The 16,693-nt window shown below is 71.6% G+C and carries 14 protein-coding genes and 3 tRNA genes; 7 read left to right on the top strand and 10 right to left on the bottom strand.

Annotation, left to right across the window (positions count from 1 at the left end; genetic code table 11):
* Window positions 1-102 precede the first annotated feature (102 nt).
* Window positions 103-1,497 (top strand): glycoside hydrolase domain-containing protein, encoded by a 1,395-nt coding sequence (locus H291_RS0104155; RefSeq protein ID WP_020013717.1) that lies wholly within the window; start codon window positions 103-105, stop codon window positions 1,495-1,497.
* Between the two features lie 13 nt (window positions 1,498-1,510).
* On the opposite strand, the gene H291_RS0104150 is transcribed toward H291_RS0104155, so the two are convergent.
* Both H291_RS0104150 and H291_RS0104145 read right to left on the bottom strand, forming a co-directional pair.
* Entirely contained in the window at window positions 1,511-1,870 is a 360-nt protein-coding gene (locus tag H291_RS0104150) for a VOC family protein (RefSeq protein WP_020013716.1), read from the bottom strand.
* Between the two features lie 60 nt (window positions 1,871-1,930).
* The gene (locus H291_RS0104145; protein ID WP_020013715.1) at window positions 1,931-3,361 is read right to left on the bottom strand and encodes an FAD-dependent oxidoreductase; all 1,431 of its coding nucleotides are present in this window, start codon (window positions 3,359-3,361) and stop codon (window positions 1,931-1,933) included.
* A gap of 99 nt (window positions 3,362-3,460) precedes the next feature.
* Between H291_RS0104145 and H291_RS0104140 the strand changes: the two genes are divergently transcribed.
* Complete coding sequence (locus H291_RS0104140; RefSeq protein ID WP_232216048.1) at window positions 3,461-5,050, top strand: SLC13 family permease; 1,590 nt, start codon at window positions 3,461-3,463, stop codon at window positions 5,048-5,050.
* Between the two features lie 52 nt (window positions 5,051-5,102).
* Here H291_RS0104140 and H291_RS0104135 read toward each other — a convergent pair whose 3' ends face one another.
* The 3 genes from H291_RS0104135 to rnhA form a co-directional block, all read right to left on the bottom strand.
* Window positions 5,103-5,393 (bottom strand): hypothetical protein, encoded by a 291-nt coding sequence (locus H291_RS0104135; RefSeq protein ID WP_020013713.1) that lies wholly within the window; start codon window positions 5,391-5,393, stop codon window positions 5,103-5,105.
* Window positions 5,394-5,597: 204 nt separating this feature from the next.
* A complete protein-coding gene (gene lpdA, locus H291_RS0104130; protein WP_020013712.1) occupies window positions 5,598-7,001 on the bottom strand; it encodes a dihydrolipoyl dehydrogenase in 1,404 nt (467 codons plus the stop codon).
* Window positions 7,002-7,112: 111 nt separating this feature from the next.
* The gene (gene rnhA / locus H291_RS0104125) at window positions 7,113-7,565 is read right to left on the bottom strand and encodes a ribonuclease HI (protein WP_020013711.1); all 453 of its coding nucleotides are present in this window, start codon (window positions 7,563-7,565) and stop codon (window positions 7,113-7,115) included.
* A gap of 135 nt (window positions 7,566-7,700) precedes the next feature.
* Here rnhA and H291_RS0104120 point away from each other — a divergent pair, with 135 nt between their 5' ends.
* Together H291_RS0104120 and H291_RS0104115 are read left to right on the top strand one after the other, a co-directional pair.
* Window positions 7,701-8,558, top strand: coding sequence for an LLM class flavin-dependent oxidoreductase (locus H291_RS0104120; protein ID WP_020013710.1), 858 nt, complete (start codon window positions 7,701-7,703; stop codon window positions 8,556-8,558).
* A 78-nt stretch (window positions 8,559-8,636) separates the two neighbouring features.
* A complete protein-coding gene (locus H291_RS0104115) occupies window positions 8,637-11,117 on the top strand; it encodes an acyltransferase family protein (protein WP_020013709.1) in 2,481 nt (826 codons plus the stop codon).
* A 25-nt stretch (window positions 11,118-11,142) separates the two neighbouring features.
* Here H291_RS0104115 and leuD read toward each other — a convergent pair whose 3' ends face one another.
* Both leuD and leuC read right to left on the bottom strand, forming a co-directional pair.
* Entirely contained in the window at window positions 11,143-11,778 is a 636-nt protein-coding gene (leuD, locus tag H291_RS0104110) for a 3-isopropylmalate dehydratase small subunit (protein ID WP_020013708.1), read from the bottom strand.
* Between the two features lie 14 nt (window positions 11,779-11,792).
* Window positions 11,793-13,322, bottom strand: a complete 1,530-nt coding sequence (gene leuC, locus H291_RS28605; protein WP_020013707.1) for a 3-isopropylmalate dehydratase large subunit — start codon at window positions 13,320-13,322, stop codon at window positions 11,793-11,795.
* A 140-nt stretch (window positions 13,323-13,462) separates the two neighbouring features.
* On the opposite strand from leuC, the gene H291_RS0104100 reads away from it, so the two are divergent.
* The 3 genes from H291_RS0104100 (at window position 13,463) to H291_RS32240 (ending at window position 15,975) form a co-directional block, all read left to right on the top strand.
* Window positions 13,463-14,182 (top strand): IclR family transcriptional regulator, encoded by a 720-nt coding sequence (locus H291_RS0104100; RefSeq protein WP_026365378.1) that lies wholly within the window; start codon window positions 13,463-13,465, stop codon window positions 14,180-14,182.
* A 279-nt stretch (window positions 14,183-14,461) separates the two neighbouring features.
* A complete protein-coding gene (locus H291_RS33640; RefSeq protein ID WP_020013705.1) occupies window positions 14,462-14,632 on the top strand; it encodes a hypothetical protein in 171 nt (56 codons plus the stop codon).
* Window positions 14,633-14,775: 143 nt separating this feature from the next.
* Window positions 14,776-15,975, top strand: a complete 1,200-nt coding sequence (locus tag H291_RS32240) for a PH domain-containing protein (RefSeq protein WP_020013704.1) — start codon at window positions 14,776-14,778, stop codon at window positions 15,973-15,975.
* 374 nt (window positions 15,976-16,349) lie between these two features.
* Here the strand turns inward: H291_RS32240 and H291_RS0104085 are convergent.
* The 3 genes from H291_RS0104085 to H291_RS0104075 all read right to left on the bottom strand — a co-directional run bounded on the left by H291_RS0104085 (window position 16,350) and on the right by H291_RS0104075 (window position 16,690).
* Window positions 16,350-16,422: transfer RNA gene (locus H291_RS0104085), tRNA-Glu, on the bottom strand.
* A 35-nt stretch (window positions 16,423-16,457) separates the two neighbouring features.
* Window positions 16,458-16,530, bottom strand: a tRNA-Glu gene (locus tag H291_RS0104080).
* An 88-nt stretch (window positions 16,531-16,618) separates the two neighbouring features.
* Window positions 16,619-16,690: transfer RNA gene (locus H291_RS0104075), tRNA-Gln, on the bottom strand.
* Between the last annotated feature and the right edge of the window lie 3 nt (window positions 16,691-16,693).

The following is a 16,693-nucleotide window of genomic DNA, read 5'->3' as shown; positions in this document are numbered from 1 at the left end:
CCCGCCACCTCACCCGGCATCCGGGACCAAAGTCCCTGACGCGCCACCCCCGGCGGACGGAAACTGCCTGGTAGGCGACTGGACCGTCCACGGAGGTACGCCATGTCCGCCACGCAGCACGACAGCAGCACAGCGCGTCTCATCGGCACCGGCCAGCACATCGGCCAGCGCATCGGCCGGGCGCGGCGCATCGGCCGGGGACTGGCCGCCGCCGGCGGCGCGCTCGCGGTACTGGTCGCGGGCCTCGCCCTCCCGGCCGCGGCCGAGCCGGCGACGCCGGTGGACTACACCTCGGGCTCGACGGCGACGCGGGCCAACGACCTCGGTTTCGACACCTGCGACGCGCCCTCGCTCGCGGCGCTGAACGCCTGGCAGGGCACGTCGCCCTACGACGTGGTGAACATCTACTTCGGCGGTATCAACCGCGGCTGTGCCGCCCAGCCGAATCTGACCCCGACGTGGGTGCGCGGGGCCGTCCAGGCGGGCTGGAAGCTGCTGCCCACCTACTTCGGGTACCAGCCGACCTGCATGTTCGGCACCAAGCCGAACCGCTATGACGCGAACAGCGCGACAGCCCGCGGGAGCTCGGACGGCGCCGACGCCGTCGCGAGGGCCCAGGCGCTGGGTCTGCTGTCCGGGAGCGGCCTGTACGCGGACGTCGAGCACTACGACCGCACCGACGCGTCGTGCCGGACGGCGGTGCGGCGGTACGTCTCGGCATGGACCAAGACCCTGCACGACTCGGGGTACCTCGCGGGCGTCTACGTGCACCAGGACTCGGGCCTGCGCGACCTCTCCGACACCTACGACTCGACCTCGTACGCCCGCCCCGACGCCGTGTGGATGGCCCGCTGGGACGGCAACAGCTCGCTCACGGGCTGGCCGACCGCGCCGGACTCGCAGTGGTCGTACTACCAGCGCGCGAAGCAGTACCAGGGCGACCACGACGAGACCTGGGGCGGGGTGACGATCAACATCGACTCCGACAACGTCCGGGCGCCGGTCGCCACGACCGCGCGGAACTACTCGGTCACCAGCACGTCGGCACTGAACGGACGGAGCGGGCCGTCCTCCTCCTACCCCGTGGTGCGGACCTACGCGCCGGGCGCGACGCTGGCCGTGGTGTGCCAGACCAGCGGCCAGCGGGTCGGCACGACGTCCGTGTGGGACCGGCTGACCGACGGCGCCTGGGTGAGCGACCGCTACGTCTCGACCCCGTCGAGCACCGGCTTCTCCTCGGCGCTGCCGCGGTGCGCCTACCCCGGCCAGGTGACGGTCGACCTCACCGCCCGTACCGGACCCGGCACGTCCTACCCGGCCTCGGGCAGCCCGTTGCGCAAGGGCGCCCTGGCCTACGTCGCGTGCCAGAAGGTCGGGACCCAGATCAGGACGACCCGCGTCTGGGACCAGCTGCGCGACGGCAGGTGGGTCAGCGACTACTACGTCTCGAACCGGTCGAACACGACCTGGAGCGCCCCGGTGCCCCGCTGCCCGTGACCTGCGTCGTCGCCTACTGCGCGTTGCCGCCGAACCCGATCTCGTTGCCCTCGGGATCGCGGTAGATCATCTTGCGCACGCCGCCCTCGAAGGTCTCGTGGTCGTCCGGCTCCAGGCCGCGAGCGGCGATCTGACCGACCCTGAGGTCGAGGTCGTCCACGAACAGCGTGTGCGTCGCGAGGCCCGCGCGCTCAGGGCGCTGTTCCACGACGATCCAGCGGTGCGGGGCGACCTCCCACACCGCCTCGGTCGGCGTCGCCTTGAAGGAGGGCGGGCTGCCCAGCAGCGTCTCCCACCACGGGTAGGCGGTGGCGTAGTCGCGGACGCACGCGACCGCGAAGAGCTCGGGTCCGTCGGAGAGAAATTCGCTCATGGCAGGACGGACGCCGCGGCCGGACCGAACTCATCGATGGCAGCCCGGCTCGGGGACCCGTCACGCCGGGCGGAGGTTCGCGAACAGGTCGTTGAACGCCTCGGTCATGGACGGGTGCGTGTAGATCTCGTCGCGCAGCTCGCTCGCGGTGACACCGTGCCGCATGGCGAGCGCGACCGTGTTGATCGTCTCGTGGGCGTCGTGGCTGAGCATCGTGACCCCGAGGATCTCGTCGGTCCCGGCGTCGACCACGGCCTTCATGAGGCCGCGCGGGTCGTGCACGATCCGCGCCCGGGGCACGGTCGCCATGTCCGCGACCTTGCGTGTCGCGACCAGGAGCGGCCGCCCGGTCGCGCGGGCCTCCGCCTCGGTGAGGCCGACCCGCGCCAGGGGCGGGGTCATGAAGAGCGCCGAGGCGACGGCCCGGCGGTCCGTCGTGGTGCGGCGGCCCTCGCCCGTCAGGTGGTCGAGCACGACGCGGTAGTCGTCGAGCGAGACGTACGTGTACTGCGGCCCGCCGTTGACGTCGCCGATCGCGTAGACGTGCGGCTGGGTGGTGCGCAGGTGCTCGTCGACGACGACGGCGCCGTGCTCGTCCGTCTTGATCCCGGCCGCTTCGAGGCCGAGGCCGGCGGTGTGCGGGCGGCGGCCCAGCGCGGCGAGCACGGTGTCACCCCGGACCGTCTGCCGGACGCCGTCCTGGTCGGTGTACGTGACGACCGCGACGTCGCCGTCGTCCTCGACGCCGGTCACCGTGGCCCCCGTCCGGATCGTGACCCCCGCCTCGGTGAGGATCTCGGTGGCGGCCGCGACGACGTCGTCGTCCTCGCTGCGCAGGAGGCGCGGGCCCCGCGCGAGGAGGGTGACCCGCGCGCCGAAGGCGGCGTGCATCGAGGCGAACTCGACGGCGACGTACCCGCCGCCGAGCACGACCAGCTCACCGGGCCGTTCGGTGCGGGCGAGCAGGTCGGTGCTGGTGACGACGTGCTCGCTCTCGCGCAGCCCCGGGACCGGCGGAAGCTCGGGGTCGGCACCGGTGTTGACGACGATCGTCCGCGCGGTGACCCGCAGGGTGTCGTCGCCGGCGCGCACCGTCAGGGTGTGCGGGTCGGTAAAGGTCGCGGTGCCGGTGACGACCGTGACGGTGTCGAGGGTGTCGAGCATCGCGAAGTTCTTGCCGCGCAGCAGCGTGGTCAGGGCGTCCGTGCGCTCCGCGGCGCGGCGGTACCGGTCGGGTCCCGGGATGTCGGGCGAGCCGGTCTCGGCGTCGTGCACGAGGGCCTTGGTGGGTACGCAGCCGATGTTGATGCAGGTGCCGCCGTACATCCGGGCGGACTGCTCGATCATCGCGACGCGAGCGCCGCGGCGGGCCATGGTGGCCGCGAGGGTCTTTCCGCCCTTGCCGAAGCCGACGACCGCGAGGTCGACGTCAAGCTCGGGGCCGGCGTCTCCGGTCCGGACCGTCATGGACTCGTCAGCGAGGTCGGTCATGCGTCGATCTTGCCGGGTGGACCGGGGCTCCACCAGCGCGCGGTGGGTGAACTGGCCGGATGCGACGATCCGGATGCGACGATTGAGCCCGTGGAGCAGATGATCGACCCCCTGGTCGCGACCTTCGTGATCCTGGCGCTGGCCGTGCTCGGTTTCGCGACCAACCGGGTGCCGCTCGTGATCGTGGCCCTGTTCGTCCCGGTGGCGCTGTGGGCGACGGGAGTCCTCCCGCTGGGCGAGGCGCTGGCCGGCTTCAGCGATCCGATCGTCCTGTTCATCGCCACGCTGTTCGTGCTCAGCGCGGCCCTGGAGACCACGGGGATCACGGCGTGGATCGGGGCGCAGCTGGAGCGGTGCTCGTCGTTCGGGCGCACCGGGCTGCTCGTGACGATGGTCGGCGGCACGGCGCTCCTCGCGGCCGTCATCAGCATCAACGGGGCGGTCGCGGCGCTGCTGCCCGTCGCGGTCGTCGCCGCCGCGCGGGCCGGCATCGTGCCCTCGCGGATGCTGATCCCCGTGGCGTTCGCCGCGAGCGCGGGGTCGTTGCTGACGCTCACCGGCACCCCGGTGAACGTGATCATCTCCGAGGTCGCCGCCGAGTCGGGCGGACGGGAGTTCGGGTACTTCGAGTTCGCGCTGGTGGGCCTGCCGCTCGTCCTGGTCACGATGGTCCTCGTGGTGACGGTCGGCCAGCGTCTCCTGCCGGAGCGCGTCCCCGAGCGCCTGGCGGACGTCGCCGCCGACCCGCGCGAACGCGTGCGTTCGTGGCAGGAGAGCTACGCCGAGGACCTCGACGCGACGAACCTCTTCACCGGCACCACCGGCGTCGTCGAGGTGCTGATCGCGCCGCGCTCGACCCTGATCGGACGTCGCGTCAGCCCCGGGATGACGACGCGGGACGAGGATCTGGTCGTGGTCGCGCTGCGGCGGGGCAGCGACTCCGCGGACGGCCCCTCGGCCTCGTCCGGGCCGCTGCCGTTGCAGGCGGGCGACTCCGTGCTGGTCCGCGGGCCGTGGGAGGCGCTGCACCGCTACACCCGGTCACCGGACGTCATCGCCGTCGAGGCGTCCCAGAGCCTGCAGCGGAGCGTGCCGCTCGGCGTCGGCTGGAAGCGGTGCCTCGGGGTGCTGGTCGCGACGATCGGGCTCCTGGCGACCGGCGCCGTTCCTCCGGTGATCGTCGGGCTGCTCGCCGCGGCGGCCCTCGTGCTGCTGCGCGTGATCACGGTTCCCCAGGGCCTGCGCGCGGTCTCCTGGGACACGGTGATCCTCATCGGGGCGCTCATCCCGTTGTCCGCGGCGTTCGTGTCGTCGGGCGCGGCCGAGATGATGGCTGAGCTGGTGATGCGGGTGACCGGGAGCGGGTCGCCGTATGTCGCGCTCCTGGCGGTGTGCGCCCTCACGCTCGTGCTGGGGCAGTTCATCTCGAACGTGGCGACCGTGCTGGTGATGGCGCCCGTCGCGGTGTCGTTCGCCCAGACGCTGGGCGTGAGCGTGCAGCCGTTCATGATGGCGCTGGCCGTGGTGGGGGCGGCGGCGTTCCTCACGCCGATCGCGACGCCGGTGAACCTGATGGTGCTGCAGCCCGGGGGCTACCGGTTCGGGGACTTCTGGCGGCTGGGGCTGCCGCTTGCGCTGGTGTTCCTCGCGGCGGCGGTGCTGTACGTGCCGGTGATCTGGCCGTTCTGAGCTGTTCTGGTCCGGCGCCGTTCTGGCCGGGCTTCTCACCCAGGCCGGCGCGCTACTGGAGCCGGCCCTCGCCCTCCGGCGAGTACCGCCAGGCCCACTTCTGGTCGTCGGACTCAGCGAGCGGCAGGTGCAGCGTGCGCAGCGCCGGCGAGTGGACGTTGCCCATCATGCCGCCCAGGCAGTGCCGGCCGCCGTCGATCGGGTCGCCGGCCGCCGTCCAGTAGTGCCAGCCCGATGCCGCCTGCTCCAACGTCACCGGTTCGCGGCAGAACACGCAGAACTTCTTCGTTCCCACCGCGGGCATCGGGGCGTAGAGACCCGACAGCGGGTTTCCGGCGTTCATGAACAGTAATCATCCCCGAACATCCGCGGCAGGCGCACATCACCAGGGCACTGCGCTACGTCCGTTACCGAACCGGGACCCAGCGGGGGCCGACGCCGTCGGACCACACGAGAAGCGGCGACCGACGCCGCACCACGCCATAGGGCGAAAGTGCAGGTCGGCCGCCGCTTCCAGGGATCGCCGCCGGACGAACCGGTCAGACGATCAGAAGTTGATCATGTGCCCGGCGATGCCGTGGATCGACTCCTGCAGGGCCTCCGACAGCGTCGGGTGGGTGTGCACGTTGCGCGCCATCTCGTCGGCCGTGAGGTCCCACTTCTGCGCGAGCGTCAGCTCGGGCAGCAGCTCCGAGACGTCCGGGCCGATCATGTGGGCGCCGAGGATCTCGTTGTACTTGGCGTCGGCGACCAGCTTGACGAAGCCGGTCGGGTCGCCCAGGCCGTGCGCCTTGCCGTTGGCCATGAACGGGAACGAGGCGACCTTCACGTCGTAGCCCTCGTCCTTGGCCTGCTGCTCGGTGAGGCCGAACGACGCGATCTGCGGCGAGCAGAACGTCGCGCGCGGCATCATGCGGTAGTCACCCAGGGTCTGGGTCTCGGCGCCGGCGATGGTCTCGGCGGCGACGACGCCCTGCGCCTCGGCCACGTGCGCCAGCATGAGCTTGGCGGTGACGTCACCGATCGCGTAGATGTGCGGCACGTTGGTGCGCATGTAGTCGTCGATGCCGATGGCGCCGCGGTCGGTGAGCTGCACGCCGGCGCTCTCCAGGCCGATGCCCTTGACGTTCGGCGCGAAGCCGACGGCCATGAGGACCTTGTCGACCACGAGCTCGCCCGGCTTGTCGTCCTTGACGCCCTTGTACGAGACGGTGACGGACGAGCCGTTGTCCTTGACGGTCTGGACGGCCGTCGAGGTCAGCACCTTGATGCCGATCTTCTTGTACTGCTTGGCGATCTCCTTGGAGACGTCCGCGTCCTCGTTCGGCAGCGCACGGTCGAGGAACTCGACGATCGTGACGTCCACGCCGTAGTTCTTCAGGACGTAGGCGAACTCCATGCCGATGGCGCCGGCGCCGACGATGGCGATCGACTTCGGGAGGTCGCGCGTGAGGATCTGCTTCTCGTAGGTGACCACGTTCTCGGACAGCTCGACGCCGGGCAGCAGGCGCACCTCGGAGCCGGTCGCGATGATCGCGTTGTCGAAGGTCACGGTCTCGGTGCCGCCCTTGTTGAGGGCCACCTCGATGGTGTTCGCGTCGCGGAACGTGCCGCGGCCGTCGACCTCGGTGATCTTGTTCTTCTTCATCAGGAAGTGCACGCCCTTGACGCGGCCGTCCGCGACCGTGCGCGAACGGTCCCAGGCCTTCCCGAAGTCGAACGTGACGTCCCCGGACATGCCGAAGAAGTCCTTCTGGTGGGTGAAGATGTGGGCCAGCTCGGCGTTGCGGAGCAGAGCCTTGGAGGGGATGCAGCCCACGTTGAGGCAGACACCACCCCAGTACTTCTCCTCGATGATCGCAACGGACTTGCCGAGCTGGGCAGCGCGGATAGCGGCGACGTAGCCGCCGGGGCCCGCACCGAGGAGTACGACGTCGTAGTGGGAAGCCATGGGTCAAGGGTATTGGTGCGCGCGAATCGTGGTGACGTGACTTCTGTCTCGTTGGGCGGACGTGCCGCCGGACGTGCCCGCAACTTGCTCCGGGCTTGCCCAGGGCTTGCGTCAGCGCACGCTGTCGACGCCCTTGTTCGCCAGCGCGTCGGCCCGCTCGTTGCCCGGGTCGCCGGCGTGGCCCTTGACCCAGACCCAGCTCACCTCGTGCTTGGCGACCTCGGCGTCGAGCTCCTGCCACAGGTCCACGTTCTTGACGGGCTGCTTGCTCGCGGTCTTCCAGCCGTTCCGCTTCCAGCCCACGATCCAGCTCTTCATCCCGTTCATCACGTACGACGAGTCGACGTGGATCGTGACGGTCGTGGGCCCCTTGAGCGCGCGCAGGGCCTCGACGACGGCCTTCAGCTCCATGCGGTTGTTCGTGGTCACCTTCTCGCCGCCGAACAGCTCCTTCTCGTGCGTGCCGGAACGCAGCAGCGCGCCCCATCCGCCCAGGCCCGGGTTGCCCTTGCAGGCTCCGTCGGTCCACATCTCCACGGTCGGGGTGGTGCTCGTGCTGGTCACGGGGCTCACCCTAACCGCCGGGCCGGACGGCGCGCGCCGTCACGGGGCCGGGGACGGCATCAGCTGCGGGCCGAGTGTCAGTGGTGCCGCATAACGTGTGTGAGACCCACCAGACCTGACGCACCAGGAGGAACGATGAAGTTCGGGTTCATCAGCAGCTTCGGCACGATCGACCAGCACGTCGCGCTCGCGCGGGAGTGCGAGGAGCACGGCTGGGACGGCTGGTTCACCTGGGACGCCATCAGCCTGGGCGGCGGTGAGTGGGCCATGCCCGTGTACGACCCGTTCAGCCTCCTGGCGGCCGCGGCGACGGTGACCGAGCGCATCACGCTCGGGGCGATGGTCTTCGCCGTGCCCCGGCACCGGCCGTGGGAGCTCGCGCAACGGGCGCTCACGGTGGACCGGCTCTCGGGCGGACGCCTGGTGCTGCCCGTCGGCGTCGGCGTGACCGACGACCGCGGCTTCACGTCGGTCCCGGGCCAGCCCATCGAGCTGAAGGACCGGGCGGCCCTGCTGGACGAGACCCTGGAGTGGCTGGAACGGTCCTGGACCGGCGAGGAGTTCGAGGCCTCGGGCGACCAGATCACCACGGGTCCGTTCCGGTTCCCCGAGGCCCCGGTGAACGGGCGCATCCCCGTGTGGCCGGTGGGCGTCTGGGACGCCGAGCGGCCGCCCACCAAGAACCTGCGGCGCGCGCTGCGCTGGGACGGGATCGTCCCGCAGCTCCGGGGCACCGCGGACGACCTGACGACGAACGACATCGCCGGGCTGGTCGAATGGCTGACGGCACACCGCCCGGAGGACGCCGCGGGCCGCCCGTTCGACGTCGTCCTGCAGGGCAAGCTCTCCAGCGACCCGGACCAGGCGGCCGAGCAGGCGCGCGCCATGGCCGACGCCGGCGTCACGTGGTGGATCGAGTCCTGGTGGGACCCGGCCCAGGACTCGCCGGAGTCGCTCCTGCAGAAGGTGCGCCAGGGGCCGCCCGAGATCTGACCGGTAGCATTTCCGGATCTAGGACATACAACACATCGCGGACGCCGACGGGGGAGCTGACGCCGACGGAGATCCGACGTGCCCGACGAGCGCCGATCCACCCCGACCCTGCCCTCGCGTGCCGACATCCAGGCGCTGCGGGCCGTGGCCGTGGTGGCGGTCCTGCTCTTCCACCTGTGGCCCGACCGGGTCCCGGGCGGTTACGTGGGCGTCGACGTGTTCTTCGTGGTCTCGGGTGTCCTGATCACGTCACACATCGCGCGCGACGTGGACGCCGGCCGGTTCTCGGTCGCCGAGTTCTGGTCGCGACGGATCCTGCGGCTCCTGCCCGCGTCGGTGCTCGTGCTCGGGGCGACGGCGGTGGGCGTCCGCGTGCTGGTCCCGGTGCAGCACCGGGAGCAGTGGTTCCGCGAGATCGCGGCCTCCGGGCTGTCCGTCCAGAACTGGGTGCTGGCCGACGCCGCCGTGGACTACCTCGCGGCGGGCGACCTGGCGTCGCCCGTGCGGCACTACTGGTCGCTCTCGGCCGAGGCACAGCTCTACCTGGTCTGGCCGTTGCTGATCGGCGGGTGCCTCGTCGTCAACCGGTGGCTCCGCTCCGGCCCCCGGTACACCGGCCACGCCCGCCACGGGGCCGGGTGGCGGGCGGTCGTGGCCGGGATGCTGGCCCTGGTCGTGGTCACGTCCCTGGTCATCTCGGTGCTCTGGACGGACGCCGACCAGGCGTACGCGTACTTCGTCACGCCGACGCGGGCCTGGGAGTTCGGCGCCGGTGCCCTGCTGGCGTTCGCGCCGTCGCTGTCGTCCCGGCAGCGCCAGCCGCGCCAGCCGGGCCAGCCGCGCCAGCCGGGCCAGCCGGGCCAACCGGGCCAGCCGTCCAGACCGACCGACCGCTCCCCCGTCCTGCCCGGGATCGCCGCCTGGGCGGGCCTGGCCCTGATCGGCGTCGCGGCCGTCGTCCTCACGGACGCGACGCCGTTCCCCGGGGCCTGGGCCGCGCTGCCCGTGCTCGGCGCCGTCCTGGTGATCTGGGCGGGGGCGACCGAGCGGTCCCCCGAAAGTCTCACCAGCCGCCTCGCCAGCCGCCTCGCCAGGTCGTCCCCGGTGCGGTTCCTGGGCGACGTGTCCTACGCGGTCTACCTGTGGCACTGGCCCCTGGTCGTGCTGGTCCCCTACGCCACGGGGCACGACCTGCGCACCGGCGACAAGCTCGCGATCCTGCTCGCCACGCTGCTCCTGGCCTGGGCCACCCGGCGCTGGGTCGAGCTGCCGGTGCTCCGGCACCGCGGCTCGTTCCGGCCCTGGGGCACGTTCGCGGCCGCCGCGGCGGTCGGCACCGTCGTCGTCGCGGTGGCCTTCACCGGGGTGCACTCGGCGCAGGAGCACATCCGGAGCGAGCTCGCCGTCGCCGAGGACGCCGCCGAGGACAGGGCCGGCGCCGAGTGCTTCGGCGCCGCGGCCCGGCCTCCGGGCGGCGAGCCCTGTGCGGACCGGGAGCAGGACCAGGGCGGGGACCCGGCCGCGGCCGCCGCGGCCCCGGCAGCGTCCCCCGCAGCAGGCCCTGCGGCGATACCGGCGCCGACCTTGGTGCCGCCTGTGGTGCCGAACTCCGTGCCGAACCCCGTGCCGAACTCCGTGCCGAACTCCGTGGCGAACTCCGTGGCGAGCTCCGTGCCGAACCCCGTGCCGGCCCCGGAGGCGGCCGCCGAGGACCTGCCCGCACCGTTCACGCTGGGCGCGGACATGTGCTCGACCACCGGCCGCGAGGAGGCCGAGCCGATCGCGTGCGAGCGCGGCGACCGCCGCAGCGGCGTCCGGATCGCCCTGGTGGGCGACTCCCACGCGGCGCACTACGCGAGCGCCCTGGTGGGCGCGGCCAAGGCGAACGGCTGGGCCCTGGACATCTTCGTCAAGGCGGGCTGCCCGTTCTCAGACGCGGGGCGGGTGCAGGACGACGTCCTGACCGCGACGTGCGCCGAGTGGGTCGACCGTACGGAGCGGCTGCTGGCCGACGGCGACTACGACCTCGTCGTCACCTCGCAGATGAGCGGCGTCGACTGGGCACTGCCGCCCGGTTCGGACAACGACCAGGAGACATGGGCCGAGGAGGGACTGGCGGGCTTGTGGGCGCGGCTCGCCGACGACGGGACACCGGTGGCCGCCGTCGCCGACGTGCCCCGGGCCGACCCGGAGGTGATCGAGTGTCTGACCACGTCCGACGCAGCCGCCGACAACGACACGGCCGCCGGCAACCACACAGCCGCCGGCAACGACACGGCCGCCGGCACCGGCCTCGACGTCGCCACCGCCTGCCGCGTCCCGCGCTCCGTCGCGACCAGCGCCTTCGACCCGCAGCGGGGCGCCGTCGAGCGGCTGCACCGGCCCGACGTCGTCCTGGTCGACTTCACGGACGTCTACTGCGACGCCCGGGAGTGCCGGCCGGTGATCGGCGGCGTCACCGTCTACCGGGACGCCGACCACCTGACGGACACCTTCGCGGGAACGCTGGCCCCGTACGTCGCGGACGCGGTCGCGCCCCTCCTGCGGCCAGGATCCTGACCACAAGAGGGGCGCGAGCGGTGCGTCAGACCGGGCGGGCCGCCTCGATCTCGACGGCCGGCAGGTGCCGGGCCGGCAGGGTCTTCGGGCGCCACGACGCCCGGGTCTCCTCGAACGCGGTGATCTTGTCGGCCTCCTGGAGGGTGAGCCCGATGTCGTCGAGCCCCTCCATGAGCCGCCAGCGCGTGTAGTCGTCGATCTGGAACGGCACCGTGACGTCGTCGGCCGTGGCGGTCCTGGCCTCCAGGTCGACGGTCACCTCGGTGCCCGGCTTGGTCTCCAGGATCTTCCACAGGATCTCGATGTCCTCGGGCGAGACGACGCCCGCCACGAGGCCCTGCTTGCCCGAGTTGCCGCGGAAGATGTCGGCGAACCGCGAGGACAGCACGACGCGGAAGCCGTAGTCCTTGAGCGCCCAGACGGCGTGCTCGCGCGACGAGCCCGTACCGAAGTCCGGCCCGGCCACGAGCACGGACCCCGCGGAGTACGCCTCCTGGTTCAGGACGAACGACGAGTCGCCCCGCCACGCCGCGAACAGCGCGTCCTCGAACCCGGTGCGCGTGACCCGCTTGAGGTACACGGCGGGGATGATCTGGTCGGTGTCGACGTTGCTGCGCCGCAGCGGGACGCCGACTCCGGTGTGGGTGGTGAACTTCTCCATGGTCAGTGCTCCTCTCAGCGCAGCGCGGGCTGGCCGGCGACGGGGATGGGCAGGTCGACGACGACGGACTCACCCAGCGGCGAGGCACCGACGCCGTCGAGCGGCGTGCCGTCGAACGTGGTGATGTCGATGTCGAACGGCAGGTCCAGGTCGCTGACGCTGGAGAGCGTGCCCCGGATCGCCGTGGCGGCCGCGACGAGCGGCGACACCAGGTGGGTACGACCGCCCTTGCCCTGCCGACCCTCGAAGTTGCGGTTCGACGTCGAGGCCGACCGCTCCCCCGGCGCGAGCTGGTCCGGGTTCATGCCCAGGCACATGGAGCAGCCGGCGTTGCGCCACTCGGCGCCGAACTCCTTGAAGATCACGTCCAGGCCCTCGGCCTCGGCCTGCAGGCGCACGCGGGCCGACGACGGGACGACGAGCACCCGGACGTCCGAGGCCTTCTCCTTGCCCTTGACGACCTTGGCCACGGACCGCAGGTCCTCGATGCGCCCGTTGGTGCAGGACCCGATGAACACGGTGTCGACCTTGATGTCGCGCAGCGGCGTACCGGCGGTCAGGCCCATGTACTCCAGCGCCTTGGCCGCGGTCTCGCGCTCCCCCTCGTCGGCGATGTCCGCCGGGACGGGAACCGACGCCGACAGGGGCAGGCCCTGGCCCGGGTTGGTACCCCAGGTGACGAACGGCTCCAGGTCGGCCGCCTCGAGGACGACCTCGGCGTCGTACTGCGCGTCGTCGTCGGACCGCAGGGTCTTCCAGTACTCGACGGCCTCGTCCCAGTCCGCGCCCTCGGGAGCGTGCGGGCGGCCCTTGAGGTACTCGAACGTGGTCTCGTCCGGCGCGATCATGCCGGCGCGGGCGCCGGCCTCGATCGACATGTTGCAGATGGTCATGCGCGCTTCCATGGACAGCGCCCGGATGGCCTCGCCGCGGTACTCGAGCACGTAGCCCTGGCCGCCGCCGGTGCCGATCTTGGCGATGATCGCCAGGATGATGTCCTTGGACGTCGCGCCCGCGGGCAGCGCGCCGTTGACCGTGATCGCCATGGTCTTGAACGGCGCGAGCGGCAGCGTCTGGGTGGCGAGCACGTGCTCCACCTCGGACGTGCCGATGCCGAACGCGAGCGCGCCGAACGCGCCGTGCGTGGACGTGTGCGAGTCGCCGCACACGACGGTGAGGCCCGGCATCGTCAGCCCGAGCTGGGGTCCCACCTGGTGGACGATGCCCTGGTCCGCGTCACCGAGGCTGTGCAGCCGGACGCCGAACTCCTTGGCGTTGGCGCGCAGCGTGTCGATCTGGGTGCGGCTCGTCAGATCGGCGATCGGCCGGTCGATGTCGAGCGTGGGGGTGTTGTGGTCCTCGGTCGCGATCGTCAGGTCGGGTCGCCGCACCTGCCGTCCGGCAAGGCGCAGTCCTTCGAACGCCTGCGGGCTCGTGACCTCGTGGACCAGGTGCAGGTCGATGTAGAGAAGATCAGGCGAGCCGTCCTCGCCTCGACGCACCAGGTGCGCTTCCCAGACCTTCTCCGCCAGCGTGCCGGCCATTGCGGTTCGCCTCCCTGTCAAAACTACCTCTGTCAGAAACAACTGTGTGGAACAACTTGGGGGAACAACTTGGGGAACAACTCGGAACAACTTTGGGCCTCGACTTGCAATCTCACGTTCCGAGACGGCAATATCGCGGTATGGACGATACTAGCGGAGTCGGCGTCTTGGACAAGGCAGCGTCCGTCCTCGGGGCACTCGAGGCCGGCCCGGCCACCCTGGCGCAGCTCGTCTCCTCCACCGGCCTGGCTCGCCCGACGGCGCACCGCCTGGCGGTGGCTCTGGAGCATCACCGCCTGGTGGCACGGGACATGCAGGGACGGTTCGTGCTGGGCCCGCGCCTCAACGAGCTGGCCACGGCCGCCGGTGAGGACCGCCTCCTGGCGGCAGCGAACCCGGTGCTCATCGCGCTGCGCGACCACACGGGCGAGAGCGCGCAGCTCTACCGCCGGCAGGGCGACCACCGTGTGTGCGTAGCCGCCGCCGAACGCCCGGTAGGCCTGCGCGACTCGATCCCCGTGGGCGCCACGCTCAGCATGAGCGCGGGCTCCGCGGCCCATGTCCTGCTCGCCTGGGAGGAGCCGGACCGCCTCCACCGCGGCCTCCGGGACGCGACCTTCACAGCCACGATCCTCTCCGGCGTCCGACGCCGCGGGTGGGCCCAGTCCGTCTCGGAACGTGAGCTCGGTGTGGCATCCGTCTCGGCGCCGGTGCGCGGGCCGTCGGGGCGCGTCGTCGCCGCCGTCAGCGTCTCCGGTCCGGTGGAGCGGCTGTCGCGCCAGCCCGGCCGGCTGCACTCGGCCGCCGTCGTCGCCGCGGCGAACAAGCTCACCGAGGTGCTGCACCGGTCCGGCGAGTAACGGTCCGGCAATAGCAGCCTGGCACGAACAGCTGGGCAAGTAACGATTCGGCGGGGCGCGGGCCCGGCGAGATCCAGGAGATCTCGCCGGGCTCCCCCGCGTGCTGCTGCGGCTGGCCGTGCTCACCCGGTGTGCGCCCGGTGAGCGGTCCGTGAGTGTTGGCCCGCCACGCCGGGCCAGGTCATTCCCCAGGTCGGGGTGGTGTCAGTAGTCTCGTCCGCGACGTGCGCACACCCGGTGCGTGCGCACCAACGTCGGAGGAATCTGATGCCGCCAAAGGTGAGACTCATCATCATCTGGGTCGTGGTGATCTTCCTGCTCTACTCGGTCATCAACGACCCCGAGCGATCCGCCGACGTCGTGCTCGCCCTCTGGGACGTCATCTGGGGTGCCATCGCGAACATCGGCACGTTCTTCGAGGAGCTCTTCACCGGGTCCATCGGCCGCTGACGACGTAGGGTCGGCGGGCGGGACTCGGCGACGTCGAGCACACCCGTCACCAGGAACATCCCTGTCAGGAGCAGTCCCGGCAGGCCTGTGACACACAGGGCCGTTCCGGACAGGACCATTCCGAACGCACCGGGGAGACCCGCATGAGCGCAACAGCGGACTTCGTGATCCGCAATCGCGCCCTGCAGCGGTACATCCTCGCGGACGAGAAGATCGTGATCGCCACACGCCGGCACTGGGCCAGGCTGTGGGAGCCGATCCTCACGACGACCGGCGCGTTCGCCCTGGGCCTGGCGATCCTCGTCGCCGTGGACCCGAACGTCCGCGACCAGCTCGCGTGGGTGTGGCTGCCGTTCCTGGTGCTCGGCGCGCGCCTGCTCTGGAAGTGGCTGGACTGGCGGGCCGAGTGGTTCGTCATGACCGACCGCAGGCTGATCCTGCTCACGGGGTTCCTGGTGCACCGGGTGGCGATGATGCCGTCCGAGAAGGTCACCGACCTCGGGTACGAGCGCACCCCGATGGGCCAGGTGCTCGGGTACGGCACCTTCATCTTCGAGACCGCAGGGCAGGACCAGGCGCTCGACCGCATCACGTGGGTCCCCCGCCCGGACTCCCGGTACCGCCTCATCATCGCGACGCTCTTCCACCCCGACGCCGCCGACGCCGAGGCCGCCGCCCAGTCCGGCCCCGCCGGCCGGCCGCAGGTCGTCGCGCCGGCGGAGACCCCGCCGCCCGCCGCCCCGCCAGCCCTGATGCCGCGGATCGGACGGCGCAGCAATCCCCCGACGCAGCGCATCGAGGTAACGCACCTGCGCGACCAGACGGGCTCGGGCGGGGTCGGTTCGGGCGGGGCCGTCGTGGGCGGCGCGTCCGGCGGTTCGGCAGGCACCGGGTCGGACAGTGCCGGCTCGGGTGGAGTCGGCTCGGACGGCGTCGGCTCAGGCGGGAGCTACGAACGAGCCGGGTACGGCGCGAGCTACGAACGAGCCGGGTACGGCCGGGCCGGCTACGACCGGCCTGGCTACGACCAGGCCGGGTACGACGAGGCGGCGCCCGGTGCGGTGGTCTCCGGCGGCGCGACCAACGGCCCCGATCAGCCCGGGGCAGGTCAGAGCGCTGGCCGGGCCGGTGCGGGCGCGGACGGCGATCAGCCCGCCCGAGTCGGCTGGTCCCCGACGGGCAGTGCCGCGGCGTCGTCGACGGGCGGCGGGAACCTGCCCGGCCGGACCAGCGGCGGCAAGGGCGGCGATCACGTCCCCGGCGGGCCGACGTCGGCGACCGACGGCTCCGACTCCCTGCCGAGCCCGTTCATCGAGGGCGGCAAGGACCCGAAGATCCGCTGACCGGCCTGCCCGGCGCCGCCCCGCACCGGGCAGACAGCACGCCGAGTCGCAGGCCGCCAGCACACGCACGATCGGCCAGCACTCGGCGCGAGTAACGTCGCACGCCGGCGCGAGATGAACCCGGCCGCCGGCGGAACACCGCCGTCGACCAGCACCGATGCGACTCGAGCGGCAGACCGACCTCGGCGCCTGACCAACCTCGGCGCCTGAAGTGAACGTAGGGTCAGTCGCCCCAAGAGAGCCGAGAGGGCGACGAAATCTACGTTCGACCGTCGGCGCTCGACACGGGCGGCAGGTGCCCGGAGCCGAGCCAGGCCGCAGGCACCCCGGGACGGCGAAAGGCCCGGTCCGTGTGGACCGGGCCTTTCTCGCTGTACCCCCAGCGGGATTTGAACCCGCGTTACCGCCGTGAGAGGGCGGCGTCCTAGGCCGCTAGACGATGGGGGCCTTGAACATCCGACAGCCGAAGCTGGTGGACTGCGTACCCCCAGCGGGATTTGAACCCGCGTTACCGCCGTGAGAGGGCGGCGTCCTAGGCCGCTAGACGATGGGGGCCTGAACTACCGGTTACGGACCGGCACCGTGAGAACGATAGCGCACCCTGCACCTGACCTGCGTCAGCGAGGATGCGCAGTGCTCTGCGCTGGGGTACCAGGACTCGAACCTAGACTAAGTGGACCAGAACCACTCGTGCTGCCAATTACACCATACCCCATGG

The sequence above is a fragment of the Promicromonospora sukumoe 327MFSha3.1 genome (assembly GCF_000385135.1).
Lineage (GTDB): Bacteria > Actinomycetota > Actinomycetes > Actinomycetales > Cellulomonadaceae > Promicromonospora > Promicromonospora sukumoe_B.
The sequence above is the reverse complement of the archived record's forward strand: the minus strand, read 5'-3'. Positions and strand labels throughout refer to the sequence as shown.

What these genes read in the sequence shown, in the direction of transcription:
- H291_RS0104155 (WP_020013717.1), top strand. Translation starts at nt 103, where the DNA reads ATGTCCGCCACGCAGCACGACAGCAGCACAGCGCGTCTCATCGGCACC.
- H291_RS0104150 (WP_020013716.1), bottom strand. Translation starts at nt 1,870, where the DNA reads ATGAGCGAATTTCTCTCCGACGGACCCGAGCTCTTCGCGGTCGCGTGC.
- H291_RS0104145 (WP_020013715.1), bottom strand. Translation starts at nt 3,361, where the DNA reads ATGACCGACCTCGCTGACGAGTCCATGACGGTCCGGACCGGAGACGCC.
- H291_RS0104140 (WP_232216048.1), top strand. Translation starts at nt 3,461, where the DNA reads ATGATCGACCCCCTGGTCGCGACCTTCGTGATCCTGGCGCTGGCCGTG.
- H291_RS0104135 (WP_020013713.1), bottom strand. Translation starts at nt 5,393, where the DNA reads ATGAACGCCGGAAACCCGCTGTCGGGTCTCTACGCCCCGATGCCCGCG.
- lpdA (WP_020013712.1), bottom strand. Translation starts at nt 7,001, where the DNA reads ATGGCTTCCCACTACGACGTCGTACTCCTCGGTGCGGGCCCCGGCGGC.
- H291_RS0104120 (WP_020013710.1), top strand. Translation starts at nt 7,701, where the DNA reads ATGAAGTTCGGGTTCATCAGCAGCTTCGGCACGATCGACCAGCACGTC.
- leuD (WP_020013708.1), bottom strand. Translation starts at nt 11,778, where the DNA reads ATGGAGAAGTTCACCACCCACACCGGAGTCGGCGTCCCGCTGCGGCGC.
- leuC (WP_020013707.1), bottom strand. Translation starts at nt 13,322, where the DNA reads ATGGCCGGCACGCTGGCGGAGAAGGTCTGGGAAGCGCACCTGGTGCGT.
- H291_RS0104100 (WP_026365378.1), top strand. Translation starts at nt 13,463, where the DNA reads ATGGACGATACTAGCGGAGTCGGCGTCTTGGACAAGGCAGCGTCCGTC.
- H291_RS32240 (WP_020013704.1), top strand. Translation starts at nt 14,776, where the DNA reads ATGAGCGCAACAGCGGACTTCGTGATCCGCAATCGCGCCCTGCAGCGG.